Annotated in this window: 23 protein-coding genes and 3 pseudogenes; 9 read left to right on the forward strand and 17 right to left on the reverse strand. The window is 61.8% G+C overall.

The window, feature by feature from the left end; all coding sequences use genetic code 11:
* The first annotated feature begins 699 nt into the window (after positions 1-699).
* Complete coding sequence (locus F758_RS0139630; RefSeq protein ID WP_084306049.1) at positions 700-1,740, forward strand: winged helix-turn-helix transcriptional regulator; 1,041 nt, start codon at positions 700-702, stop codon at positions 1,738-1,740.
* Positions 1,741-1,752: 12 nt separating this feature from the next.
* Here F758_RS0139630 and F758_RS0139635 read toward each other — a convergent pair whose 3' ends face one another.
* From F758_RS0139635 to F758_RS45725, 10 genes and pseudogenes are all read right to left on the reverse strand, one after another.
* On the reverse strand, positions 1,753-3,291 hold the full coding sequence (locus F758_RS0139635; protein WP_024513012.1) for a class I adenylate-forming enzyme family protein: 1,539 nt from the start codon (positions 3,289-3,291) through the stop codon (positions 1,753-1,755).
* A 10-nt stretch (positions 3,292-3,301) separates the two neighbouring features.
* Positions 3,302-4,051, reverse strand: a complete 750-nt coding sequence (locus tag F758_RS0139640; RefSeq protein WP_024513013.1) for an SDR family NAD(P)-dependent oxidoreductase — start codon at positions 4,049-4,051, stop codon at positions 3,302-3,304.
* On the reverse strand, positions 4,044-6,446 hold the full coding sequence (locus F758_RS0139645) for a xanthine dehydrogenase family protein molybdopterin-binding subunit (RefSeq protein ID WP_024513014.1): 2,403 nt from the start codon (positions 6,444-6,446) through the stop codon (positions 4,044-4,046). Before F758_RS0139645 ends, F758_RS0139640 begins: the two co-directional genes overlap by 8 nt.
* Positions 6,439-7,200, reverse strand: a complete 762-nt coding sequence (locus F758_RS0139650) for an N-acyl homoserine lactonase family protein (protein WP_024513015.1) — start codon at positions 7,198-7,200, stop codon at positions 6,439-6,441. The genes F758_RS0139645 and F758_RS0139650 overlap by 8 nt, the downstream gene beginning before the upstream one ends.
* Positions 7,197-7,676: a (2Fe-2S)-binding protein gene (locus tag F758_RS0139655; protein ID WP_024513016.1), complete on the reverse strand. Its 480-nt coding sequence runs from the start codon at positions 7,674-7,676 to the stop codon at positions 7,197-7,199. The genes F758_RS0139650 and F758_RS0139655 overlap by 4 nt, the downstream gene beginning before the upstream one ends.
* A 4-nt stretch (positions 7,677-7,680) precedes the next feature.
* Entirely contained in the window at positions 7,681-8,541 is an 861-nt protein-coding gene (locus tag F758_RS0139660; protein WP_024513017.1) for an FAD binding domain-containing protein, read from the reverse strand.
* 38 nt (positions 8,542-8,579) lie between these two features.
* A complete protein-coding gene (locus F758_RS0139665) occupies positions 8,580-9,353 on the reverse strand; it encodes an enoyl-CoA hydratase-related protein (RefSeq protein ID WP_024513018.1) in 774 nt (257 codons plus the stop codon).
* A 525-nt stretch (positions 9,354-9,878) separates the two neighbouring features.
* Positions 9,879-10,103 (reverse strand): annotated as a pseudogene (locus F758_RS0139670) (FtsW/RodA/SpoVE family cell cycle protein); the annotation flags it as partial.
* Between the two features lie 96 nt (positions 10,104-10,199).
* Entirely contained in the window at positions 10,200-11,252 is a 1,053-nt protein-coding gene (locus F758_RS46925; protein WP_024513020.1) for a sensor histidine kinase, read from the reverse strand.
* Positions 11,253-11,751: 499 nt separating this feature from the next.
* Entirely contained in the window at positions 11,752-12,168 is a 417-nt protein-coding gene (locus tag F758_RS45725; protein ID WP_349543968.1) for a hypothetical protein, read from the reverse strand.
* A 656-nt stretch (positions 12,169-12,824) separates the two neighbouring features.
* Between F758_RS45725 and F758_RS53090 the strand changes: the two genes are divergently transcribed.
* Positions 12,825-13,205 carry a DUF3072 domain-containing protein gene (locus F758_RS53090; protein ID WP_349543970.1) on the forward strand — a complete coding sequence of 127 codons (381 nt, stop codon included), beginning with the start codon at positions 12,825-12,827 and terminating at the stop codon, positions 13,203-13,205.
* Between the two features lie 52 nt (positions 13,206-13,257).
* Positions 13,258-13,620 (forward strand): hypothetical protein, encoded by a 363-nt coding sequence (locus tag F758_RS52465; protein WP_024513023.1) that lies wholly within the window; start codon positions 13,258-13,260, stop codon positions 13,618-13,620.
* Positions 13,621-13,762: 142 nt separating this feature from the next.
* Here the strand turns inward: F758_RS52465 and F758_RS0139700 are convergent.
* The 6 genes and pseudogenes from F758_RS0139700 to F758_RS0139725 all read right to left on the reverse strand — a co-directional run.
* Positions 13,763-14,143 (reverse strand): annotated as a pseudogene (locus tag F758_RS0139700) (SDR family oxidoreductase); the annotation flags it as partial.
* A 70-nt stretch (positions 14,144-14,213) separates the two neighbouring features.
* Entirely contained in the window at positions 14,214-14,384 is a 171-nt protein-coding gene (locus F758_RS50385; RefSeq protein ID WP_157450392.1) for a hypothetical protein, read from the reverse strand.
* 331 nt (positions 14,385-14,715) lie between these two features.
* Positions 14,716-15,693 carry a HEAT repeat domain-containing protein gene (locus tag F758_RS0139710; RefSeq protein ID WP_024513025.1) on the reverse strand — a complete coding sequence of 326 codons (978 nt, stop codon included), beginning with the start codon at positions 15,691-15,693 and terminating at the stop codon, positions 14,716-14,718.
* A 2-nt stretch (positions 15,694-15,695) separates the two neighbouring features.
* The gene (locus tag F758_RS0139715; RefSeq protein WP_024513026.1) at positions 15,696-15,929 is read right to left on the reverse strand and encodes a 4Fe-4S dicluster domain-containing protein; all 234 of its coding nucleotides are present in this window, start codon (positions 15,927-15,929) and stop codon (positions 15,696-15,698) included.
* Between the two features lie 32 nt (positions 15,930-15,961).
* On the reverse strand, positions 15,962-17,704 hold the full coding sequence (locus F758_RS0139720; protein WP_024513027.1) for a fumarate reductase/succinate dehydrogenase flavoprotein subunit: 1,743 nt from the start codon (positions 17,702-17,704) through the stop codon (positions 15,962-15,964).
* Between the two features lie 178 nt (positions 17,705-17,882).
* The gene (locus F758_RS0139725; RefSeq protein ID WP_024513028.1) at positions 17,883-18,656 is read right to left on the reverse strand and encodes a ferredoxin--NADP reductase; all 774 of its coding nucleotides are present in this window, start codon (positions 18,654-18,656) and stop codon (positions 17,883-17,885) included.
* A gap of 214 nt (positions 18,657-18,870) precedes the next feature.
* Between F758_RS0139725 and F758_RS0139730 the strand changes: the two genes are divergently transcribed.
* From F758_RS0139730 to F758_RS0139750, 5 genes are all read left to right on the forward strand, one after another.
* Positions 18,871-19,170 (forward strand): gamma-butyrobetaine hydroxylase-like domain-containing protein, encoded by a 300-nt coding sequence (locus F758_RS0139730; protein WP_024513029.1) that lies wholly within the window; start codon positions 18,871-18,873, stop codon positions 19,168-19,170.
* A 104-nt stretch (positions 19,171-19,274) separates the two neighbouring features.
* Positions 19,275-20,051, forward strand: a complete 777-nt coding sequence (locus F758_RS0139735; RefSeq protein ID WP_024513030.1) for a Crp/Fnr family transcriptional regulator — start codon at positions 19,275-19,277, stop codon at positions 20,049-20,051.
* A 162-nt stretch (positions 20,052-20,213) separates the two neighbouring features.
* Positions 20,214-21,629: an ABC transporter substrate-binding protein gene (locus F758_RS0139740; protein WP_024513031.1), complete on the forward strand. Its 1,416-nt coding sequence runs from the start codon at positions 20,214-20,216 to the stop codon at positions 21,627-21,629.
* On the forward strand, positions 21,626-22,531 hold the full coding sequence (locus F758_RS0139745) for an ABC transporter permease (protein ID WP_024513032.1): 906 nt from the start codon (positions 21,626-21,628) through the stop codon (positions 22,529-22,531). Before F758_RS0139740 ends, F758_RS0139745 begins: the two co-directional genes overlap by 4 nt.
* Positions 22,516-23,412, forward strand: coding sequence for an ABC transporter ATP-binding protein (locus tag F758_RS0139750; protein WP_024513033.1), 897 nt, complete (start codon positions 22,516-22,518; stop codon positions 23,410-23,412). The genes F758_RS0139745 and F758_RS0139750 overlap by 16 nt, the downstream gene beginning before the upstream one ends.
* 855 nt (positions 23,413-24,267) lie before the next feature.
* Here F758_RS0139750 and F758_RS0139755 read toward each other — a convergent pair.
* Complete coding sequence (locus F758_RS0139755) at positions 24,268-24,693, reverse strand: hypothetical protein (RefSeq protein WP_024513034.1); 426 nt, start codon at positions 24,691-24,693, stop codon at positions 24,268-24,270.
* A gap of 109 nt (positions 24,694-24,802) precedes the next feature.
* Between F758_RS0139755 and F758_RS50390 the strand changes: the two are divergent.
* Positions 24,803-25,342 (forward strand): annotated as a pseudogene (locus tag F758_RS50390) (transposase); the annotation flags it as partial.

A 25,342-nucleotide genomic window follows, 5' to 3' on the forward strand; every position in this document is an offset into this window, starting at 1 on the left:
GTCCGCATTCGGAAAGACATCGGTGATTTCACCGAACAGCGGACCTGCGGAAGGCATCCTTCAAAATCGTCGTGATGATCGTCGGGACTTTGAAGCTCTTCGCCGCGTGAGCGAGTATCGCAACATTCGTGCGCAAGATGGTGATGTCAATCGACTTCGTGTTGAAAGCCATTTGCGATTGATGGTCGATCAGCAGCAGCGCGTGATCATTCGGGCTCAGAAGCGTTTTGGCGGGTTTGNCGATGGCCTTGATGCTCATTTAGGTCTCCTTAGCTTGGCGCGGCATCGACAATCGATAAGCTATTGGGGCGCTACCGCGTAATTTCAGTGTGGACGAGGTGCGTCGCAGCCGTCCGAATGCCAGAACAGGTGCGAAGCCTAACCCTAGCCGAGCCATCCGTGGTCAGGCGGTAGACGCGGCCGGTCGGGTCGATCATTCGCCCGCCTTCCAAAAGCAGACTAACGGCCATCTGCTCTCTTCCGCCGCTCCACTCCACACATTGATTTTGAGCTTCATGAATGGCCTCCCCAGGGATTCGTATGCTGCCGACTTCTATTTTTATTAACTAGCATAACTAGACTTTTGTTACATGCGTAACTAGACTGACTTTTCCGGCGAGTCAATCGCTCCGGTGTGCTAGAGGTGCGCAACTTCGAGGGCCGCCGGGTCGCGGCGCCTCGTGAATGGACCGTCCGGAAATGCCCGTCACTGCTAAGATCCAGACAACCAAGGCCCCTACGAAGTCGAAGCCTCCGGCGACGGCGGTCCGGACGGCCGCCGGACGAACCGAACGCAATTGTTCCGTCGCCCGCACGTTGGACATCGTCTCCGACGCCTGGGCGTTCCTGATCATCCGCGAAGCCTTCTTCGGGACGCAGACGTTCGAAGCGTTTCGCTCGGCGCTCGGAATCCCGCGGGCGACTCTAACGGATCGGCTGAAGAAGCTGACCCAGCTCGGCATCTTCCGCCAGATCGCGCCCGGACCCTCCCAGCGCAAGGAGTACCGGCTGACGAAGATGGGGTTCGATCTCTATCCGAGCTTCATCGCTCTCATGCAATTCGGAGACCGCTGGCTGTCGAAGAGCAGGCCTCCGCCGCTGACGCTGATCCATATGACATGCGGTTGCGACAGCTATCCCGTCGTTACGTGTTCGCACTGCGGCGAAAGCGTCGGCGCGCGCGACGCGAAGTACCGGGACGGCCCCGGCGCCGGTCGTTCTCCCGCGAGGCCGGGCCGCAACACCCGTCGGCCTTCCGACGGAAGCAAGTTCGTCCTCGGCCGCCCGAGCTCGGTTTCGCGTGCTTTGGAGATCATCGGCGACAAGTGGAGCTTCATGGTCGTCCGCGAGGGCTTCTTCGGCAACCGTCGCTACGACAGGATCCTGACCGAGCTCGCGATCGCGCCGAACATTCTCACCGATCGGCTCAATCGCCTGGTCGCCAGCGGCGTCTTCTATCGGAGGCAGTACCAGAGCTCGCCGGAACGGTACGAGTATCTTCTCACCGACATGGGACGGGACCTCTACGGTCCCTTTATCGCGATGCTCCGGTGGGGCGATCGTTGGCTCTCCAAAGGCAAGCCACCGCTGATACTCACGCACCTCAAATGCGGGCACGATTTCCAGCCTTCGGTGAACTGCGATCGCTGCGGCAAGCCGATCGTCGCCGCGGACATGAGCTACCGGCTCGCATACGACCCCAAGTCGTTCGGCGCCTTGGGGCCGCGATCGGTCGACTGATCCGCTCTTCGGTCACGCGTTCAACGCCTCAACTAGTTTGAATCGCATGATCTTCCCGGAGCCCGTCCTCGGAATTTCGCCGACGAGATGGATCGCTTCGGGAATCTTGTACGCCGACAGATGCGCCCTGCAGTGATCCATCAGCGCAGGAACGTCGAGCTCGTTCTCCTTCGCAACGACGAAGAGCCAAGGCACCTCTCCCAACGTCGCGTGCTTCACGCCGACGACCGCGCAGTCGTTGACATGGGGATGCCGCACGACCACCTCCTCTATCTCGGCGGGCGCGATGTTCTGGCCGCCTCGGATAATCAATTCCTTGATCCGGCCCGTGATGGTCAGGTAGCCCGACGGGTCCGACTTCGCGAGATCGCCCGTGTGATACCAGCCCTTGCGGAGCGCGGACGCGGTCTCCGTCGGCTTGTTGTGGTAGCCCTGCATCAGGTTCGGACCACGAACGATCAGTTCGCCCTCCTCGCCGATCGGAACGTCCTCGATCGAGGACGGATCGACGATGCGCACGGCGAGGCCGGGCACGGGTAGCCCGCATGACCCCATCGGCCGGGCGCCGTGCAGCCAGTTCATCGTCACCATTGTCGAGGTCTCGGTGATGCCATATCCATCCAGCAGCCGCGTCTTGAAGCGCTCCTCGAACGCTTTGTTCAGGGTCGCCGGCATGATGGCGCCGGCTGAGATGCAAAGGCGAACGGCGCCGAGACGTTCGACGCCAATCTCCTGTGCGCGGAGCAGGAGATAGTGGAACATGGTGGGCACGCCGGGGAGGACCGAATACTTTCCCGTCTGCAAGAGATCCAGCGTCTGCTGGGGCGAGAACTTCTCCAATATGTGCTCGCTGGCGCCGACCGCGAGCACGCCGAGCACGGACAGATTGAGGCCGTATGAGTGGAACAGAGGCAGCGGCGATAGGACGACGTCCTTCTCCGTCAATTCCGCGATCGGCGCCCAGCAGGACGCGGCGATCCAGAGCATGCCGCGTAGCGACAGCAGCACCCCTTTCGCGCGCCCGGTTGTCCCCGACGTGTAGACGATAAAGGACGAACGATCGATGTCGCCGGGATCGGACGGTGATGCGGCACTGCCCGCCGCAAGATCCGCCATCGCAAGGCCCGCTTTGTGTGCGTCCGGACCTGCGAAGATCGACCTCGGCGCGATGGCGGCATCGCGGCAGATCTTGTCGATCAAATCCTTCCTGGCGGCCGTCGTGGCGACGAATCCGCAGCCGGCATCTGTCAGGCGATAGCTGGTCTCGCCTTCCGCCGCGTCGTAGCTGATGGGGACCACGACCGCGCCGGCGCGCAAAGCGGCGAAGCATGCTTCAATCCAATCAAGGCCGTTCGGCAGGTAGATTGCGATCTTGTCGCCGTCGCGCAGACCGGCCTTCGTCAGGTTGGCCGCGATCGAAGCGGTCCGCCCGGCGAGGTCCGCGTACGTGACGGACCGCGACGAATCCGAGTACGCTACTTGGTTCGGCCGTTGTTTCGCGTGACGTTCGAGAAGTGTCGCGATAGGCGCGATCAGATCGACGTGAAGCATGCCCCCTCCCCTAGACCATACTGTATCCGCCGTTGACGCTGATCACCTGGCCGGTAATCCAGCTTCCGGCATCGGACGCGAGGAGAGTGACTAATGGCGCGACGTCGGACGGTAGTCCGAGCCGGCGGATGGCGTAGGCCTTGACCAGCTTCTCGCGGTTTGCGTCGACCCAGGTCTTGTCGTGCGCAGTCTCGATCAGGCCCAGCGAGATCGAGTTGGCGGTCACGCCCGAGCGGCCCCATTCGCGCGCCAGCGATTTCATCAGCGCGATCGTGCCAGCGCGCGCCGCGGCCGCGATCGCCAGGCCAGATTCGCCGACCCGGGAGGAGTCGCCCATGATCGAGATGATGCGTCCGCGGCCCGATGCCTCGAGCAGCGGACCGGCGCTGTGGGAGCAATTCAGCGCGCCATAGAGGCATGTGTCGATCTGCTTCTTCCAGTCATCGGGCGTGCTCTCGCTGAAGCGCTTGCGGAAGACGAGACCGGCATTGTTGACCAGGATGTCCAGGCCTCCGAAATCGTTCTTGATGTCCGCGACCATCTTCTTGACGATGGCCGCGTCCGCGATGTCGGCCTGATAGGCTTTCGCCTTGCCGCCGGACTTGACGATCTCGGCGACAACCGCCTCCGCATCGATCTTGGAACTGTGATAGTTGACTGCGACGCTCGCCCCCTGCTCCGCCAGCATCCTGGAGATGGCCGCACCCACGTCCCGTCCGCCTCCCGTTACAAGGGCAACGCGTCCTTTCAAGTCACTCATCTGCTTTTCCTATTGAGTTAAGCCTCGCTTGTTCCATCAGTCTGAAGATGCGCTCCGGCGTCATCGGAAGGATCGAGACGTCGATACCGAGCGGCGAGAGCGCATCGGCGATCGCATTCGCGATCGCCGCTGGCGCGCCGATCGTGCCGCCCTCGCCCATGCCCCGAAAGCCGCCCGCGACTGCGGATTCGCTCTCGACATGGACGACGTCCAAGGAGGGCACTTCAGGCGCGGAAGGGATCATGTAGTCGACGAGGCTCGCGGTCAGAAGCTGGCCATCCTCGTCGTAGATCAGTTCCTCGAATAGCGCGGCGCCGATGCCCTGCGCCACTCCGCCGTGCACCTGGCCGTCGACGATCATGGGATTGATCAGCCGACCGCAATCTTCGGCGACGACGAATTTCAGGATCCGCACGAAGCATGTCGCCGGATCGACCTCTACAGCGGCGATATGGGTGGCGGCCGCGGTCGTTCCGTTGATCGGATCGTAGGTGTAGGTCGCGCTCAATTCCTCGCGTGCATCGACCGGCAGCGTCTTCATGTCGGAATACACGGCCTTGGCGATCTGCTTGAAGTTCACCGTTCGGTCGGTGCCGAGCACGACGGCGTTGCCCTCGGTCACCTCGATGTCGTCCGCGTTGGCCTCGAGCAGATGCGACGCGACCCGCTTGATCTTCTCCTGCAGCAGCCTCGAGGCATGCTTCGCGGCACCGCCGCCGAGTACCGCGCTGCGGCTCGCGTAGGTCCCGGTCGACATCGGCACCTCGTCGCTGTCGCCCTGAATCACGCGCACATCCTCGAACCGAGCACCCAGGTCGTCGGCAATAATCTGGGCCAACGTGGTCTCGAGGCCTTGGCCGTGGGACGCGACGCCGAATGCCGCGGTGATGGCGCCCGTCGAGTCGATGGTGATTTTCGCGGTTTCGGAGCCGGTGTTGATCGGCATACCTGGCGCCACCGCGATCCTCGACCCGATGCCGGTCAGCTCGGCGTAGCAAGCGACGCCGACACCGAACAGCCGCCCTGCCTTCCGCGCCTCGGCCTGCTCCTTGCGAAGCCGGTCGTAACCGGCCGCTTCGGCGGCGGCATCGAGGCATTCGATGAAACCGGTCTTGTCCCAAATGATTCCGGAAGCGATCCGGTATGGAAACTCCTCGGCGCGGACCAGATTCCGGCGTCTGATCTCGAGAGGATCGATCCCGAGCGCCGCAGCACCGAGATCCATCAGACGCTCGGTGACAAAAGTCGAGATGGGCCGGCCGACGCCGCGGTACGGACCGGTGGGCGGCTTGCAGGTCGCGACGCCGCGTACGGCTCCCCTGTAAGATCCGATCTTGTAGGGTCCCGGCAGGAAGCTCACGACCTGGACCGGCTCGAGACCGCAGGTCCAGGGATAGATCGAGAATGCGCCCACGTCTCCGATCACGTCCGCCTGCAGCGACGTCGCGATGCCGTTCGCGTCGAATCCCATCTGCGCGTCGACGATCTCGGCGAAGGCCTGGCTGCTGCTGCTCATGTCCTCGAGCCGGTCCGCCGTCCACTTGACCGACCGGCGGAGCTTGCGCGCGGCGATGCAGATCAGAAGCTCCTCCGGATAGAGAGAGCCCTTGGAGCCGAAGCTCCCGCCGACGTCTGGCGCGACCACCCGCAGCCGATGGCCCGGCAAACCCAGCGATTCCGAGACTGCGTCGCGTACGATGCCGGGAATGTTCGACGAAGTGTAGAGCGTGATCGCGTCGCGACGCTTTTCGTACTCCACCGCGTAGCTGCGCGGCTCCATCGCGAGCGGCGCCTTACGGGTCATTTCGAAACGCCCGCCCACTCTGACCGCCGCCGCCTTCAAGTCAGCGGCGACGTCGCCCTTCTTGAACTCGCGTGCGATCAGGATGTTGCTGCCGGCCTCTTCGTGCAGAAGCGGAGCGCCTTCGGCGATGGCTGTCTCACCGCGCGAGATCGCGCCGAGAGGCTGGTATTCGACGTCAATCAGCTCGAGCGCGTCCTCGGCCAAGTACCGCGAGGTGGCCACGACCGCGACGACGGCCTCGCCGACGTAGCGGACCTTCTTGGAGGCGAGAGGCAGGATCGGCGTCGCGTAGTAGTTCGGCATCCGCGAGAAGGGGATCACCGGCTTGAAGTCGTCCGCGATGTCCTCCGCCGTGAGCACTGCGACCACGCCCGGCGCCTCCTGGGCCGCCGCGGTGCCGATCCGCACGATCCGCGCATGCGGCTGGCTGCTGCGGAGGAACGCGAGATGAAGCGGCCGGTCCGGCTTCCGGTCGGCCGTGTATTCCCCATTGCCAGCCAGAAGACGCGCGTCTTCGGTGCGCTTGACCGGCGCACCGACGTTCCGTGGTCTCAGGACTTCGGAAGGATTTACCCGCCGATCGCTACTCATAGCCTTCTGGTCCCTTGCGCAGACTCTGCCATTGCCGGTCGTCATGGCCGCAGACGACGATGGCGCCCCCCTTCTCGATCCGGCGGACCTCCTCGAAGGTCTTCAGTTGCTGATCGACGTTCCACGTGTTGCGCGGGGCGGTGTCGGCGTCGAGGTTCTGCCGCAGACTGACCGAGTCCGACGCGAGCAGAAATTGGCCGTCGCGATCAAGGCCGACGAGCGCGCCGACCGTCCCCGGCGTGTGCCCGGGCAGCGGCACCAGCACGACGCTGGAGTCGCCGAACAGGTCCTTCTCTCCGCTAAGGGCTTCGATCGGCTGCCCGTAGTCCCAGTCGGCCTTCAGATAGCCCGCCGCCTCGGCGCCCGGCGCCTTCGCGGCTTCGATCTCCTTTGCGTGGGCGAAGATCGTCGCTTTCCGGAAGAACTGGTTGCAGCCGCAATGGTCGGGATGGAAATGGGAGTTCACGACGATGTCGATGTCGTCGGGCCCAAGCCCGGTACACGCGAGGCTCGGCAGCAAGGTCTCGTCCGCGCTCATGAGAGGCTTCATGACCTTCGCCAGCGGGCCCCAGCGGTCCTCGGCGTTGTCGACGACCGAAGGATGACAGCCGGTATCGAACAGCACGTTGCCCTGCTTGTGCCGGATCAGTGCGCTGCTGACGGGAAGGTCTATCGTTTCGTTGCGGTCGGCGCCCGGCACGTAGATGCTCTTCTTCATCCGAAGCCGGCCGGCGGCGAGGAAGTTGAGCTTCACGACGCTTTCTCCGTACGCCTGGCGGCAGCGCTTCTGATCGCCGCGACGATGTTCTGATATCCGGTGCAGCGGCAGAGATTGCCGGAGAGCCCCTCCCGGATGTCTTCGTCGGTCGCGAGCGGATATTTCCGGAGCAGATCCTCGCCGGTCATGACCATGCCGGGCGTGCAGAAGCCGCACTGGAGCCCGTGGTGCTCGCGGAACTGAGCCTGCAACTCATTGAGTTCTTCGGGCGATCCGAGTCCCTCAACCGTGACGATCTCGGCACCGTTGGTCTGGACGGCCAGCATCAGGCAGGAGCGCGCGCTGTCGCCGTTCACCAGCACGGTGCAGGCACCGCACACGCCGTGCTCGCACCCCACGTGCGTCCCGGTCAATCCGAGCCGGTCGCGCAGGAAGTCGGAAAGGAGCATGCGCGGTTCGACGTCCGGAACGTCGTACTTCTCGCCGTTCACGGTCACGGAAACTTTCGCCATCGGATCAGCCCTTCATCGCCAACGCCGTCCGCAGCGCGCGCTTCGCCAACTGCGCCAGCAGATGCTTCCGGTAGTCGGCCGAGGCATGGAGGTCGTCGTTCGGAGAGACCAGAGAGACGACGATTTCCGAGAAGCGATCCGGCGTCCCGTCGTCGAGCTCCATCGCGACGAGTTCCTCCTCCGCCTCCCTAAGCCGCAGCGGCGTGTCGGCCACCCCCATCACCGCGACGCGCGCGGCCTCGAGTCCGGTTGTCCCGCGACGAACCGAGACCGCGATGCTCGCGAGCGCGAAGTCACCGAAGCGGCGCGCAACCTCCTCGAACGCCCAACCGTCCTGCTTCAGGATGGGAAACTCGACCTCCACCACGATCTCTTCCGGCTCCAGACAGTTCGTCAGAGCATCGACGAAGAATTCTCCCGGAGCGATCGTCCGCCGGCCCGACTGTCCCTGTACGGAGATTCCGGCTCCGTAGAATGTCGCGAGCATCGGGAGTTCGGCGGCGGGATCCGCATGGGACAGACTGCCGCCGATGGTGCCGCGGTTGCGGATCGCAAGGTGCGCCACGCGCCGCATCGCCGCCGACATCACGGGTAGCTTTGAGGCGATCAACGACGAATGCTCGAGTTCGCGATGGCGCGTCAGCGCCCCGATGGCGATGCGGTCGCCCCGGTCCTCGATGTACGACAATCCCTCGATCCCGTTGAGATCGACGAGCACGGTGGGACGGGCCATCCGGAAGTTCAGGAGCGGCAGCAGGCTCTGACCGCCGGCCAGCACCTTGCCCTCGCCGTTCGATGCAACGAGCGCTTCGACGGCGGCGTCCACCGTCGACGGCGAAACGTAGTCGAACTGGGCAGGCTTCATGGGTAGCCCTCCAAAATAGGTGCCTTTCCTTTGCGGACCTACGTGCCGCGAAAGAGCGGCGCCCGCTTCTCGGCGAACGCGCGGCGGCCTTCCCTAAAGTCCTCGCTGTCCGATGCCTCGTCGATGAGCCGCTGCGCCGCAGACGGATCGAGCGCGCCGGCGCCCATCGAAAGTCCATTGAGCATGTACTTGGCGCCGGCGATCGACAGAGGCGCGTTGCCCGTCAGGCGCTGGAGGAATGTCTCCGCGGCGAGACCTGCGTCTTCGTGCAACTCGTCGAGCAGTCCCATCGACACCGCCTGCTCGGCTGGGTAGCGATCCGCCGAATAGAGGATCCGCTTCGCGTTCGAAACTCCTGCAAGCGCCAGCAGCCGCTGGACGCTATGCAGGCCATAAACGATCGACAGCTTCGCTGCGGGTATGCCGATCATCGCGGTACGGTCACCGAAGCGGAAGTCGCACGCCAGAGCGAGGTGGCAACCGCCTCCGAGGCAATAGCCGGAGATGGCGGCCACGACCGGCTTCCCGAGCGCCGCGATCGCACCCGAACAAGCGTCGACCGCGACTTCGTAGGTGGCGCTCTGATGCCTGTCGTCCCTGATCCTCTCGAATTCGGAGATGTCGGCGCCGACCGAAAAGTCTTTGCCCGCGCCTCTGAGGACAACCCCGCGGATATTCCGGTCGTCGGCGAAGCGCGCGAATATCTCGGCGAGTTCGCGCCACATCGCGAGCGTCACAGCATTCTTCACGGAAGGCCGGTTCAGAATGACGTCGACGATGCCGCCGCGTCGCTCGATGCGAATTTCCTCCAACGTAACCTCTCTGGCACCAGCCGACGAAGTCTGGATTCCGGCGGACAGCCGGGCCCCATCAGTTACTTGCATAAGTAGACTAATTCGTCCAGCCGTGTCAAGTTGCGAGGATCTGACGAAGTTGCTTTCACCCAAGGCCGCTGCGCGGGCAGCGGCTTTCGGTCGATAAGTGACTGCCAGTGTGAGACCGCTCCGCCGGCTATGCAGCCTTGTCTTCACTTTCGGCCAGGCGGCCAATACGGCGCGGTTCAGGATCGTTACGAGCAGATCCTTGAACATCGGATCAGGGTATCCGCCATCAATAAGCTCCGCCGCCTTAGCAAGCGCGTCCTGCGCGGTCTCTACGATGACCGCGACGGCACCCGCCCCGCTGCGGGTGTGACATGGTACCTCATGATCTCAAAGCTCAGGCCTGCCTGGGCGCGGGCTGCGTCCGACGTCGACGGACCACCGGCACGCCCGTATCGGTCATGCCGCGGCGAGGTCGCGGGCCAGGTGATGCGGCGGTGAAAGAGCAAGGTGTTTGAGCTGGAGGTTGACCGACATTTTGATCGCGGCCTGCACGCCGAACAGGATCGCGAGCCCCGAGGCCGCAGAGCGCGAGAACATGTCGTCATTGGCATAGGCGCGCGACAGCGTGCGGATGATGACGAAAGCGAACAGCGCCAGCATGGCGAGGCACAGGATGATGCCGAACTCCTCCGCGGCGACCGCGAACACGAAGTCGGTGTGGCTGTTCGACTGGCTGCGTCAGGAAGATGAGTGGGCCCTCTGAAGAACCGGAGCGCCGAACTCCGTCAAGCCGACAGGCGGGCGACCAAAAGCTGCACGCGAAACGGCGCTCTACTACCTCGCCGCGGGCTGGGTCGTCGCCGCCGGCAACGCCTGGTCGCCATCGTGGCCAAGAGGGTTCGGCCTAGTATCAGCCGGGAGCTTGAGGTGCATCCGGCAGACGAGACCCGAAGGCTCGAAGGCCATCTCCGTGCCGCCGCCGAACTGCTCCAGCGCGCGCGAGAGCAGGCGCAGACCGAAGCCGCGCGTGGTTGGAGGCGTCACGGGCGGGCCGCCCGCCTCCCGCCACTCGAGCCGGAGAACCTCGCCCGACATGTTCGAACGCAGGGCGACGCGGCCGTCCGGCATCGAGAGGGAGCCATATTTCGCAGAATTGGTCGCGAGCTCATGCACCAGCAACGCAATGGTCAAGGCATATTTCGGAGGAAGAAGAACGTTGGGACCTTCGATCGACACGCGGGACGCCAAGTACGGGCCGAGCTCGGTTTCGGCGATATCGCGCGTGAAGGCACCTTCTCCGTTGGCGTCTTCGATCAGTTGATCGGTGGCGGTCAGAGCCTGGAGCCGGGCCAAAATGTCCGTCCGAACCTGCGGCTGATCGCGCAGCTGGACGCTGATGATCGACTGAATCGTCGCGATCTTGTTCTTCAGGCGGTGAGCCAATTCCCGCACGGCGAGCTGACGGAGATGTTCCTCGTCCTCGAGCCGCTTCGCCAGCCGACGGAAATAGTCGGCGACGTAGATGATCAGAAGGGAAACGATGGCGAACGTGATCAGCGTGATGACGTCCCCGCGATGCTCCAGCGAAAAGCTGTAGACAGGCGGCATGAACCCCCACCAAGCGATCAGGGTGCCGGCGATCGCAACCAACGCCCCCGGGGCGGTCCCCGCCAATAGCGCCGTCAGCGCAACAGCAGGGTAGTAGCCGCTGAGCGGCGACGCCTTCGGATCCAACCATAGAAGCCAGACTTCGAACAGGGTTGCGCCGCACGTACAGATAACCGCGAACGCATAGGCCTGAACGGAGCCATGAGGAACGTGTCGACGCAAGCGGGCCAGGACTGTGTCGAGAACCGTGGTCAGGCTTGCCAAGCCGGTTTGCCCCATGACTCGTAACTCGCAGGGTACAATATCTTTCGGAACCTTATCACACCGCCGACGGGGGTAAAGCTGCGCCGCACTCCCGCAATGCGGGCACTCATTCGCGATTGCCGCCGCTCTCGCCCTCGCGGGCTCCTTCACATCTTCCTTTTCGGAGACGGCGTCGTGAGCGATTCGGTCATCCACGCAGCTTCTTCGGTCCGCCTCGCGCGACGCAGCAGATCTTTCCGCTCCCTGTCCGGAGGGAGCGACCTTGCTCGTTCGCGGTCGTCCCGGGGCCCGGAGCGCCAGTCACACCACGGTCTTGGAGACTTGGATCAGCCAACCAGATCTTGTGCGGACCTGGCACCATGCCGCGAAGCTTGCGCGCGAACTCGTAGGCCTCGCGCATCTCTGCGGACATCTGATCCAGTCGAGCCTCGACATAGCGGCCGAACGTTCCAAAATCAGACATCTCGCTCGCATCCCTAAGCCGGCGGTGAGCCTTGCTCCGACGCTGGCCCCTTCAAATGGTCGCGTCGCCCTTACGACTTCGTGCCTGTGCGGGCACCAACTGGCCCCTGTTCGTCCGAAGCCCTCGAATGAACTCTTCCAAATAGGGCAGGAGTTCGAATAACAGCACCGCCGTCATGAAAGAGAAGACATATAGGGAAGGCAACGGCGGCGATTTTCGTTCAATGTCGAATTCAGCCGCTTCGCTGCCCGCGCCGAACAGAGCAAGAAACTGTCCCCAATGGATCGACACCACCGTGACAATGGCCATGAGAGGAATCATCTCGAGAAAGCTATCGACATGCTGCTCGAGCGGGGTCACCTCGCGCGCAGTCGATGCATAGCTTACATCCCAGAGCGCGGTCGCTTCATGGGCGAAGAAGCCGACTATCGTGATCGCGATGACCAGCGCATTGACCTTGAGGAACATCGCGGCGGCCAGCGGAATGCCGACTTCGACAAACATCAGGAGATGGATCAAGGATTCCTTCGCTCCGGTCGTAGACTCGATATGCGAAGCGCGGTGACATAAGAGTCGGCAAATCCGGCGGCCAGCCAGACCGGGAGAATAAAGTACAACAAGATAAGCACTGCTGGATCGGAAAGCATGTATGACGTCTACCCGCTTTACTCCGGTGGCCTTAGCTCGCTGTCGATCAAGTTTTGTATGTCAGCCCGATCCATCGGGTCTTCCGGTAGCGGAAAGGACTCCTGCGGTTTGCGGCCCGCGAATGTGTTGGGGAGAAGATTTCTGAAGCAATTCCTCCGAACGCTGTAATTTCTCACGAGCGTCAGCGATCTGCTTCGAGTCGTGATCAGTCGGACGTTTGCCGGACATAGCCGCGCTCCCCTGGTTGAATTGGGCGGGAGCGCTAACGGCGTTCTCATCACCGATCGATGCCACGAGCCTTGCGGTGATAGACTCAGAATGTCCTAACCGGCGAAAGGTTGCGAGTCACGGAACCGGGAACATCGTTTCTGCCCGACGCTAGACCCAATGTTCGCCCCCTGAGGTGACGGGCGGCCCGCCCCGCGGCAAGCTCCTATCGAGGGTTGCGCCGGATGGTCCGGCGCCGAGCCTCAAGCATGGGGAGCAAAACCAATCCTTCCGTCCAAAAGCACCCAGACGATTGGATTTCCGGCGATGAGCCGATGACGGATGCACAGGCATCTTACTTGGAAACACTGTCTGAGCAGGCTCATCAGCCGTTTCAGTTCAGGAAAGATCTCAGCAAAGCCGAAGCGTTCAAACTCATCGATACGATGCGCGAGAAGGCCGGCGTCACCGACTACGAGGTTCAAGGAGCCGCCAACGAACCGGTTGAGACACCCTCCCAGAAGCATCAGAGATCAGGATCACGATTCGAGAGCGGGGGCACGAAAGCCGATGACCTCGACCTCTTTCACGGCGAGGGCGGCAGTGTGGGACCAGCGACGAGGCCGCCAGAGCTCGGTCGAGACGACTGATTGAAACGGCCTGCACACGAGGAACGACGCTCAGACGGATGAGTTGGCTCGCATGAGCAAAAAGTCTCTCGAAAATCAGGCAGACCGGGCTGACGGCATCGCCGATCAGATCGTGGACGATGTCCTGAAGGAGACGCTTCGAGACGCCGCCAGGGAATACCGGGAAAAGCGTGAAAACGAAGATGACAACGAAGGTGCTGACCACGGCGGCTACGCACTGTTTAGCGGCAACACTCAGCTTGGCAGGACCTTCGCCACCGAGAAGGAAGTGCGGGAAGCTGCCCTGATTGAGGGACTCGTAACGGACGTCCCGGTCGCAGACGAAGCAGGCGGCCAAATTCTTCCCAAGGGCTATCATGTTGAGAGAATCCGGGAAAATTATGAGCCTCAGCCGGACTGGAAATCGCGCGGGTGATCGGACCGAAAGATCGAACGGTCTCGTGTGCTCGCTTTCCATCCGCGTGCAGATCTGACCTTCACGCGAAGCGTCGGAGCGGCGGAGATCCTTCGTGCGGGGCATCTTTTCGGATCGCGATCCGGACCGCTCATCCGTCGTCTCAGATGAAGTGCTTCCCTCCGGTGACGGCCACGGTCGTTCCGGACGTATAGCTCGAGAGCGGGTCTGCGAGCATCACGTAGGCCGTCGCGAGCTCGGCCGGCCGACCGGCGCGCTTCAGCGGGACCTGCTTGCCGAAGTTCTTCACGGCATCCTCCGGCATGGTCGACGGAATCAGTGGCGTCCAGATCGGGCCCGGCGCCACGGCGTTCACGCGGACTCCCTTTTCCGCCAACATCTGCGCCAGACCGCCGGTGAAGTTCTGGATGGCGCCTTTGGTCGTGGCGTAGGCGAGCAGGATCGGATTCGGCATATCCGAGTTCACCGATGCGGTGTTGATGATGGCGCCGCCCGGTGCCATGTGCGGCACGGCCGCCTTCGATCCACTGATTACCCATCATAGGGTGAGGTACGTCCCCGTCCTCATCGTCTTCATTTCTGATGGTCTTTAGTCATTCGAACGCGCGTATGTCGATTCCGTCATCAGAACCGCTGGGGCCCGTGCCTTCGATTGATTGCCAATCCTTGAAATCGTAGACGAGCTGCCGGACCAAGTCTTCAAAGCGGTGCGGATCGAGGTCTTCGAAATGAATGGGTCCGTATGTTCGCGAAACCTTCGGCATGATCGGATTTCCTCGTACCTCGCTTTTCCCGAGAAACTAGTCAAGGCTAGTCCGCTGTGCGCCCCGGAGTGCCGCCTCGATACTTCTATTGGTGCTGCGCCCGGCGAAAGTCAGAAAGCGCGTGCATCCTCGCCACTTTCAATGACTTACACGTATGTCTTAACCTTGTCGGGTCATTTCCAACTCAAAGACGCCTTGAGGTCACCCAAGCTCTCTCCCCGCATCTGAACTGTCTAGACGCTACCTGCTTAAGCGTCCGACCGACGGTGGCTGACCTCTGGCGGTTTCAGGCTGCTCCTCGCGGGCTGAACTTTTCGAAACCGCGATCGGCCTATGATCCCGCACTCGCATTCTTCGCGATGATCTGCTGCAGCGCCCAGCGCGCGTTCTTCCGGACATCGGGATCTGGATCGTTGGCGACCAGCGCCAGATACGCCTCGCCCTCGCCGGCCGCGATCTCGCCGAGTGCGGCAGCGGCTTCCTTACGCAGATTCGCCTGTTCATGGGTGATGCAGCCGCCGATCGAGCGCACAGCATGCTCTATCTTCATCTTGCCGAGGCTGCGAATCGCCTTCAGCCGAACCTGCCAGAAAGCATCATTCAGGCACGCGATCAGCTGATCGGCCGCCAAAGCGCCATTGCTGTTCAGCCCGAGCGTCTCGGCGGCCATCTCGCGGACCATCCAGTCCTCGTCCCTCAGCGCGCGCGTGATCGTCTCGGCTGCCGTCTTCATCTGCGAGAAAGCCAGGGCGCTGACTGCCGCGCGGCGGACATGCCCGTCGGGGTCGTTGATCAGCGCGGTCAGCGCCGGGATCGATTCCTCCAGCTTCAAAAATCCGATGACGCCGATCGCCTGCACGCGAACCGCCGCGTCCGGATCCTGTAACGCTTCGAGCGCAGGCTTGAGCGTATCCTTCCGCCGCAGCTCCTTCAGCGCCCGCAACGCGCCCATGCGAACGAAGGCGTGGCCATGTTTCACCAGCGGCAGGATCACGTCGGCGCAGGCCGGGTCCTTGGCCTCGGCCATGCTGTCGGCCGCAGCCGTCGCCACGTTGCTTTCAGGATCGACCAACAACTTCACGAGCGCCGCCGCTGCTTCGGGCCCGTCGAACTCGCCGAGCGCCATCGCCACCTGCTGGCGCACGCCGGCGTCGGGATCAGAGACCATGTTGGCGAGATGCCCGACCGCGGCGGGATCGCCGGAATGGCCGAGCGCGATGATGGCGACGCGGCGCTCGGCCGGATCGGCGGCTTGCAGCCGCTCTTCGGCATCCTCGAGATCGTCGTAGGATTCGAACGGGCTCGACATGCTCACCTCAACAGATAGGGAATATTGACGGTGACGGCGCCGGTCGGGCAATCCGCTTCGCAGGGCATGCAGTACCAGCACTCGTCATAGGCCATGTAGGCCTTGCCCCTCATGTCGCTGATGCGCAGCACGTCGAGTGGGCAGACATCGACACAGACGGTGCAGCCCTTGTCGGCGATGCATTTGGTTTCGTCGACGACCACCGGCACCGAGGTCTGATAGGTAGCGAGAGGCATCTCAAAATCTCCTGTTGCTTGACGTTGGCGGCTTACGCGCTGGCCCGAATGCGCTGCTTGTCGTAAAGGTCCTTCTCGTCGTCCGCGATCGGCACCACATAGGGCTCGACGGCGCGCTTCTCGCTGGTCATCACCCCGTTCCGCTTCCTCAGCAGCGTGTGGCAGAACCAGTTCTCGTTGTCCTTCTCGGGGAAGTCGGTACGCAGGTGATAGAGGCCCCAGCGGCTCTCCTCGCGGTAGAGCGAGGCATGGGCCGCCATGTCGGCGCAATCCATGATCGACTGCACTTCGAGTGCGCGTAACAGCTCATGCGCATTGCGCGCGATCATGCGCTCCTGCATATCCTCGCGTACCTCGGCAAGCCGGCGCATGCCGAGCTCGTACTTCCTCGTGACCTTCGGCGGCTGCAGATAATCGTTCACCAGTCGGCGGGTCTTGTACTCGATCTGGTTCGGCGGAATGCCGTCCTCACGCTTGGTCGGCGCCAGCACGCGCTCGCGTTCGATCGCGATCTCACCGGCGTCAAAATCAGCGAAATCATGGCTCTCGGCAAATTCCATCGCGTCGATGCCCGCGACCGATCCGTTGGTGAAGGCGCCGAGCATGTAGTTGTGAGGCACGCTTGCCATATCGCCCGCGGCATAGAGGCCGGGCACGGTGGTGCGCGCATTGTCGTCGACGAACACGCCGGAGGCGCTGTGGCCGGAGCAGAAGCCGATTTCGGAGATGTGCATCTCGATCGATTCGCTGCGGTAGTCGACGCCGCGTCCCTGCTGGAACAGCCCGCGCGTCGGCCGCTCCACCTTGTGCAGCGTGGATTCGATCTCTTGAATCGTGTTCGGATGCAGATGCTTGAGCTGCAGGAACACCGGGCCCTTGCCCGAGAGCAGCTCGTTGTAGAATTCGAGCATCATCTGGCCCGACCAATAATCGCATTCGATGAAGCGCGAGCCTTCGTTGTTGGCGGTGTAGGCGCCGAAGGGACCAGCGACATAGGCGCAGGCCGGACCGTTATAGTCCTTGATCAACGGATTGATCTGGAAGCATTCGAGGTTCGCGAGTGCGGCGCCCGCGTGATAAGCCATCGCGTAGCCGTCGCCGGAATTGGCGGCGTTCTCGTAGGTACCGAACATGTAGCCCGACGTCGGCAAGCCGAGCCGGCCCGCGGCGCCCATGCAGAGGATCACGGCCTTGGCCTTGATGACGAGCAGCTCCGCGGTGCGGGTGTTGACGCTGATCGCACCGGCGATGCGGCCATCGGCCGACTTCAGCAACCTTGTCGCCATGTAGCGGTTGGAGATCAGGATGCGCGCGCGGCGAAGCTGGCGGTACAGCGCCTTCTTCACGGTATCGCCATTCGGCATCGGCAGCACATAGGTGCCGATGTGGTGCACCTTCTTGACGGCATAATCGCCGTTCTCGTTCTTCAGGAAGCGGATGCCGAAACTGTCGAGCTCCTCGACGATCTCAAAGCAGTTCTGCGCGTATTTGTAGACCGCCTTCTGATCGACGATGCCGTCATTGGCGATCGTGATCTCCTTGGTGTACTGCTCGGGCGTGGCGTAGCCGGGAATGACGGCGTTGTTCAGCCCGTCCATGCCCATCGAGATCGCGCCCGAGCGCTTGACATTGGCCTTCTCGAGCAGGACGACATTGGCCTTGGGATTTTTCAGCTTGGCCTTCAGCGCCGCCATAGGGCCTGCCGTGCCGCCGCCGATCACAAGCACATCGCAGGACACTTCCGAGAGCCCGTCCACGATTTCATCCATTGCCATCATTCGCTCCTGCCCTGGCAGCCTTTCGGCGGCCACACACCGCCATGTCAGCATCAGATTTGTTCAGGCGACTTTCCGGCGCTAGCAATTAGTTGTCGCTCGCGTAAGAAAGCCAAATTTTGCTCGTTTGCTCAAAAGCCAGACGCGATTTTGACCAACAAACGCGCAAATGCAGGCATCACCGTTCTACGAAGGCCTTCTCGATGACGAAGTGTGCGGGCTCGCTGTGGCTGCCCTCGACGAATCCGCGCGCCGTAAACATCGCCCGTAGCTCCTCCAGCATCGACGGACTGCCGCACAACATGATGCGGTCGGTTTCCAGATCGAGCCCGGAAAGCCCGATGTCCGAAAACAGTTGGCCCGACTCGATGAGATCGGTGATGCGGCCACGGTTGCGGAACGGCTCGCGCGTCACGGTCGGATAATAGATCAGCTTGTCTTCGATCAGCGGACCGAACAGCTCGTGCTGACGCAGGCTCTCGACCACCTGCTCGCCGTACGCGAGCTCGGACACATGCCGGCAGCCATGCACCAGCACGATCGTGTCATAGCATTCATAGATATCGGGGTCCTTGATCAGGCTGGCAAATGGCGCGAGGCCTGTTCCAGTCGAGAGCAGCAAGAGCCGCTTGCCGGGAATGAGATTGCCGGTGATCAGCGTGCCCGTCGCCTTGCGACCGACCAGGATGATGTCGCCTTCCCTGATCTTCTGCAGGCGCGAGGTCAACGCTCCGTCCGGCACCTTGATCGAGAAGAATTCCAGCGCCTCTTCGTGATTTGCGCTCGCCATGCTGTAGGCGCGCAGCAGCGGCCGTCCGTCGACCTCGAGCCCGATCATCGCGAACTGGCCGTTCTGAAAACGAAAGCCGGGATCGCGCGTCGCGGTGAAGCTGAACAGGGAATCGGTCCAATGCCTGACCGACAAAACCGTTTCCCGCTGGAAGGCGCTCATCGTCATTCTCTCCGTTGTTCGTGCGCCGAACGTTTCGGTGAGAAGTGAATCGCGGGCAACGAAGAAGCTTCGATCTCGGTCGATTAGTTTCTAAAGTCGCGGGCGATGGCGAAAAGTGAGGCAGCGCGCCTCGCAGCCTCGATTGCTCAGGCAATTAGTTGCTATCGGCGCAATCCGTTCCCAGCTATGAACGATCATTGAGGAGATCACAACCATGACGGCATCGGTCGCGTCGACCGTGACGGACTACGAATTAAGCGCCGATCTTTCCGAGCTGTTCGTGCGTGCAACGGACGATCACGCGATCTCCCTTTCCGCGGAGCGGCTTCGCGTAGCCTGCAAATGCGCGCATTGCACCCGCGCCCGTATCGATGAGCGCTTCCCGGCCCGCTTTCCCGGCATTGCCATCGTTGGGATCACCGATCTCGGCTACGGCTTGAACATCGCCTTCTCCGACGGCCATTGGCGCGGCATCTATCCAAAGTCCTACCTGCTCGACCTCGCCAGCCATTGATTCGGCTACCATTTCTGGCCAGTTTTGGCGCACCCGCAACGCCAGCCGTCTGGCACGAACATTGCTGCTTTTAGGGTCAGATTGAACAATCCAGAGGCGGATTAATGTTGCTGCGGGCAGCCAATTCGGTACGCGGAAGCGTTCCCTCGGCGCAGAAACCCGCTGCCAGCTCTTCGCTGCTTCTCACCGAGAATCAGCAACTGGTCGGCGGTCCCCCTGCGCTGATGGAAAAGCTCACCTTGCGCGAGCGGGAAACCGTCCTCAAGCAGGGACGGCGCAAGGTGCTCAATCGCGGGCAGACGCTGTTCAGCCAGGGCGCCAAGCATGACGGCATCTGGCTGATCGAAAGCGGCCGCATCCGCGTGTTCTACACTTCCCCGCTCGGCCGCGAGATCACGCTGGCCTACTGGCATGTCGGCAATTTCGTCGGCGGGCCGGAGGTGTTCGACACCGGCGTGCATCAATGGTCCGGCGTCGCTTCCAGCAATTGCAGCGTCGTGCAATTGCCGGGAAAGGAGCTGCGCGCGCTGGTCGCCGAGATTCCCAATCTCGCGATCGGCCTGATCGAAGGGCTGAGCTTCAAGGGCAAATGCTATTCGGCACTGGCGCAGATGCTGGGCACTCGCTCGATCACGCAGCGGCTCGCGCATCTCCTGTTGCAACTCGTCGAACTCTACGGCGTCGAAGACCCTGACGGTACCGTGATCGCGGCCGCCTTTACCCATGCCGATATCGCCCACATGGTCGGCGCGACCAGGCAATGGGTCACGATCAGCCTGAAGCGAATGCAGGAGAAGCAGATCGTGCAGAGCAAGCGCTCGCAGATCGTGGTCTGCCGGCCGGACATTCTCGAGGAAATGCGCGGCTCCGCCGCGGACTAAGATTAATGCACATCTGATTGGCGTTGAGGTGCGAAACTGCCCAACGATGATGCAACCGCGCTTTGGCGGCAACTAATCCACCCTGATGGCAAGTCCGGATTTGCCCTTGAGCCCGGCCCAACCAATCATGGCGACACCACATCCAACCGGAAGAGGATGAGAATGGCCCGCCATCTTGCAACACTCTCCATCGCGATGACGGCGAGCGCGCTCATGCTGGCGGGAGCTGCATCCGCCGAAACCGTCACCATCGGCATCGGCACGCAGGATACCACGACCAACACCGTGACCGCCGGCACCGTGATCCGCCAGCTTCATCTCCTCGAGAAATATCTGCCCACCGACGGCAAATACGCCAACATCAAGTTCGAACTGGAATGGCAGAACTTCACCTCCGGGCCGCCCGTCACCAACGCGATGATGGCAAACAAGCTGCAGTTCGGCATGATGGGCGACTATCCCCTCATCGTGAACGGCTTCACCTTCGAGAATAATCCCGAAAGCAAGAGCCGTCTGATCGCGGTTGCGGCCTACAGCCCCTCCGGCTCCGGCAACGGCATCGTCGTTCACAAGGACTCGCCCTACTACGATCTCGCTGATCTCAAGGGCAAGCTCGTCAGCGTGCCCTTTGGCTCCGCGGCCCACGGCATGGTGCTGAAAGCGATGCAGGACCGTGGTCTTCCGGCCGACTACTTCCAGCTCGTCAGCCAGAGCCCCGAGGTCGGTTCGACCAATTTGCAGGAGAAGAAGATCGATGCCCACGCCGACTTCGTGCCATTCGCCGAGCTGCTGCCGTTCCGCGGCTTCGCGCGGAAAATTTTCGATGGGGTCGAGACCAACATGCCGACCTGGCATGGCGTCGTGGTGCGCACCGATTTTGCGGAGAAGTACCCGGAAGTCGTCGTCGCCTATGAGAAGGCGCTGATCGCAGCGAACGAATGGCTGCGCGCCGATCCGAAACTCGCGGCCGAGAAGATCCAGGAATGGACCGGGATCAACAAGGAAGTCGTCTACATCTTCCTCGGCCCCAGCGGCAACATGACCACCGATCCTGCCATCAAGCCGGCGCTGATCGATGCGGCCGCAGCCGACGTCAAGGTGTTGCAGAAACTCGGACGCATGAAGGAATTCGATCCGCACAAATGGGTCGACGATTCCTACCTCCGCAAGGCCTATGCCGAGCTGAAGCTCGAGTACGACGCGCAGCTTGCCAGCACCAAGAATTACGAGATCTCCGGCGAGGATAAGTTCTGCAAGAAGCCGATCACCGATCCGCGCAAGTCCGGCGAAGTGTGGGTCGATGATGAGGGCATCCTGCCCTTCTCCAGCGCCGCCTGCACGCTCGGCGCATATGCCGACTTCAAGGCCAAGGGCAAGAAGATCGACGTCACTTACGTCTTTGATACCTCGCACGGCATCAAGCTGTTTGCCGACCAGGCCTTCTTCGCGGTCGCCGGCAGCGACATCGCCCCATTCCTGCTGAAGAAGGACGCGGAGACCTACGCCGCCAAGAACAATGGCAAGGTGCTGGGCTTCGACGATGCGGTGAAGGCCGCCGTCGGTGGAGGCAAGACGTGAGCAGTTCCGCCATCCTGCGCCATCAGGAGGATGCCGTGACGACATCTGTCGTTGCCGAAGCAGAGCCGGCGCCTGCCCTTGACCCGACGCCCAAGCGCGCCGTCGGGCAACTCGCCGCACAGTGGTACCGTCTCAACAAGGAGAGTTTGCGCGGCGTCGCGATCGGCGCGATCTCGCTGTTTCTCTTCCTTGTCGTCTGGCACCTGCTCACGACCTACCGCGTCGTGTTCTTCGTACGCTTCACCAACGTGCCGGCGCCGCTCGAGGTCTATGCGAGCTTCACCAAAGCGATCCACGATCCCAAATTCCTGATGCACCTCCTGCTCAGTTGCCGCCGCATCCTGATCGGCTTCTCGCTCGCGGCTGTCGTCGGCGTGCCGCTCGGCCTCGTGATGGGACGCTTCAAGCTGATCCACGAGATCGTCTTCCCGGTGGCGGAGGTGCTGCGGCCGATCCCGGCGATCGCCTGGGTACCGATGGCGATCATGCTGTGGCCGACCAACGAGCAGAGCATCGTCTTCATCACCTTCCTCGGCTCGTTCTTTCCGATCCTGGTGAACACGCTGCACGGCATGTCGCTGGTCGATCCCGTGCTGGTGCGCGCCGCGCAATGTCTCGGCGCCCGTGAAAGCTCGATCTTCCGCGAGGTCTATTTCCCGGCGTCCCTGCCCCACATCTTCACCGGGCTGACGGTCGGCATGGGCGTCGCCTGGGTCTCACTGATCGCCGCCGAGATGATCTCGGGCCAGTACGGCATCGGCTACTTCACCTGGGAAGCCTATTCGCTGGTCCAGTATGCCGACATCGCGCTCGGCATGATCGCGATCGGCGTGCTCGGATTGGGGTCGAGCCTGCTGATCCGCGGCGGAGGGCAGCTTGCGATGCCATGGAGGTCGAAATGAGCCAGATCGAGCGTCAGGTCGATATCCGGCCGCCCCAGGGCCATATCGAGGTCGAGGATTTCGCGCTGAGCTACGAGACCATCGAGGGCTCGGTCGAAGCCGTCAGCAACACCCATATCCATGTGAAGCCGGGCGAGTTCGTCTCGATCGTCGGCCCTTCAGGCTGCGGCAAGTCCACGCTGCTCAATGCGGTGGCCGGCTTCCTGAAGCCGACTAGCGGCACCGTCACCGTCGATGGCGAGCCGGTGAACGGACCCAGCGCCGAGCGCGGCATGGTGTTCCAACAATACTCGCTGTTTCCCTGGAAGACGGTGCGGGAAAATGTCGAGTTCGGCTTGAAGATGCGCGGCATGCCGCGGGCCCAGCGCGAGCGTGCGGCGCGGACCCTGCTTGGTCTTGCCGGGCTGGAAGCGTTCGAGAAGCATTATCCGGAACGGCTTTCGGGCGGCATGAAGCAGCGCGTCGGCATCGTGCGTGCGCTCGCAACGGGGCCGAAGGTATTGCTGCTCGATGAACCCTTCGGCGCGCTGGACGCACAGACCCGCGTCATCATGCAGCAGATCCTCACCAATCTCTGGCAACGGATGAAGATCTCCGTGCTGTTCGTCACCCACGATATCGACGAGGCGATCTTCCTGTCGGACCGCGTCTACTGCATGAGCGCGCGTCCGGGCTCGATCAAGGCGGAAATTCCGATTCCGCTGGAGCGGCCGCGCCAGCAATCCATGATGATGTCGTCGGAGTTTCTCGCGCTCAAACGTGGGCTGATGTCCTTGATCCGCGAGGAAAGCCTGAAGGCCATGGGCGGCGAGATCAGCGATCTCGGCATGCAGGGCCTGAACATCGACCTGCACGGCCATTCGCTTGCAGAGATTCTCTAACAGGCCGATCCGCTCGTGAGAGATCTCACCGCTGGCAGGAGGGCAAAATCCCGGAAAACCGCGAGGAAAATCGCGAGGTTACGTTCCAAAGGCTGTCAATCCTTGTCAGTACTTGCCCGTCTCCTGTGCTCCGGAAATGCGTGCACCAACCGAAGCGGAGCCGCGCCACTTAGAAAAGCTTTCTCACACTGGCTGACCCAAGATTTTTCTTGATCTCCCGGTGCACACGCGGCCTTCTAACCAATTGACAAACTTGAATTCTCGCTCCAATGCATCGGCAAGTTTGAGCTAGTTACAGCCAACTGGGTAAAATCAAAGCAGTGTCATCTCACCAACGACAAATCAGAAGTGCAGCGGAGGGAGTGGGAGTCAAACCCACGATTTTCAATCGTTCCACTTCGAACAACTGAGACTGCTCGTAAACGCTCGCCCGCCTGCTGCCTTCGGAAATTCAGACCCTGTACATGCGCCACAAGCCTGCTCACGTTGGCTGTGACAAGATTTTTCTTGATCTTCCGGTGCACACGTCGTGCACATGCGCCCTTCTAACCCGTTGAAGACCTTCAACTCTCAGTCCAATCCATCATGAGCAAGTTTGAGCTAGCTCCAGCTAATTTCAAGAAAGACCGAAAGACCGTCTATCATGGCAGCATGAAAACGATTTCGGGGATTGGTAGGGGGAGCGCTACGAACGGTCCCCCACCCATTTCAAGGCTTTGTTTTTAAGGACTTATCAAGCGGTTTGACACCTTATCGGCCCGCACGGGCCTCTTGTTCCGCCGCCGAATGGAGCTTCTCCCCCCGGACCTACATTGATCCGCTCTGCATCAATGGTCTTCTCTTCTCATCGCGCCCTCATGAGAATTGAGGAAGCACGTCCGTGACAACAGCGATGATTTTGGGAACACCACTGGTGTCCTTGCATATTATGGTATTTGAACCCTTGACGAACGTGACATCTTCCCGGGACCCTCCGGCGTTTGCTCCGAATGAGAACGGGCCGATACCAATGCCTGCACTTCCCGACCACCAAGATGCAGTCCTATCGTAGTCGGCTTTGGTAAGCGCCAGATTGATTTCAGGAGCGTAGGCCACGATCAGTCCGGCCAGACGCAGGTTGAATACTCCATTTTGGCCCCAAAATGCATTATTCCTGATGACCCTATCAATAGGACCGTCTCGCTGAAAGTCCAGAAGCTTCCACATCTTTATGAGATTGGCCGAGTACCAATCTCCGGCGCTCACATCAAAGCGTTGAATGCCCTGAGCGCTAACACTCATCTTAAAATCAGTCGTATGCCAGTCTATATGGCTTGAGCTGCCGCCGTGACCTTGCCCCTTCCGGTTAATCCAGTTTGAAGTTCGTTCTGGCCCAGACTAGGACCAGAGCATGAAGCGCAACCGGTTTTCGGAAGAACAAATCGTCGGGATTTTGAAGGAGCACGAGGCCGGCGTTTCGGTCGCCGATCTGTACCGCAAGCATGGCGTCAGTGACGCCAGCATCTACAAATGGAAAGCCAAGTTTGGCGGGATGGAGGTCTCGGAGGCCAAGCGGCTGAAGACGCTTGAGGACGAGAACACGCGGCTAAAGCGGCTGCTAGCCGACGCCATGCTGGACAACGCGGCGCTGAAGGACCTGTTGGGAAAGAAGTGGTAACGCCCCGCGGCCAAGCGGAAAGCTGTCGCGCATCTCATGGATGCCCACGGGATGAGCGAACGGCGGGCGTGTAAAGCCATCGGCTATTGCCGCATGACCATCAGATACCAGACGACCCGGGCGGATGATGCCGCCCTGCGTCAACGCATGAGGGCGATCGCCCAGGAGCGCCGCCGCTTCGGCTATCGGCGCCTGCATGTTCTGCTCAAGCGGGAGGGTCATGTGATCAACCACAAAAAGCTATTCCGGCTCTACCGGGAAGAGAAGCTCGCG

This window comes from Bradyrhizobium sp. ARR65, from assembly GCF_000472385.1.
GTDB lineage: Bacteria > Pseudomonadota > Alphaproteobacteria > Rhizobiales > Xanthobacteraceae > Bradyrhizobium.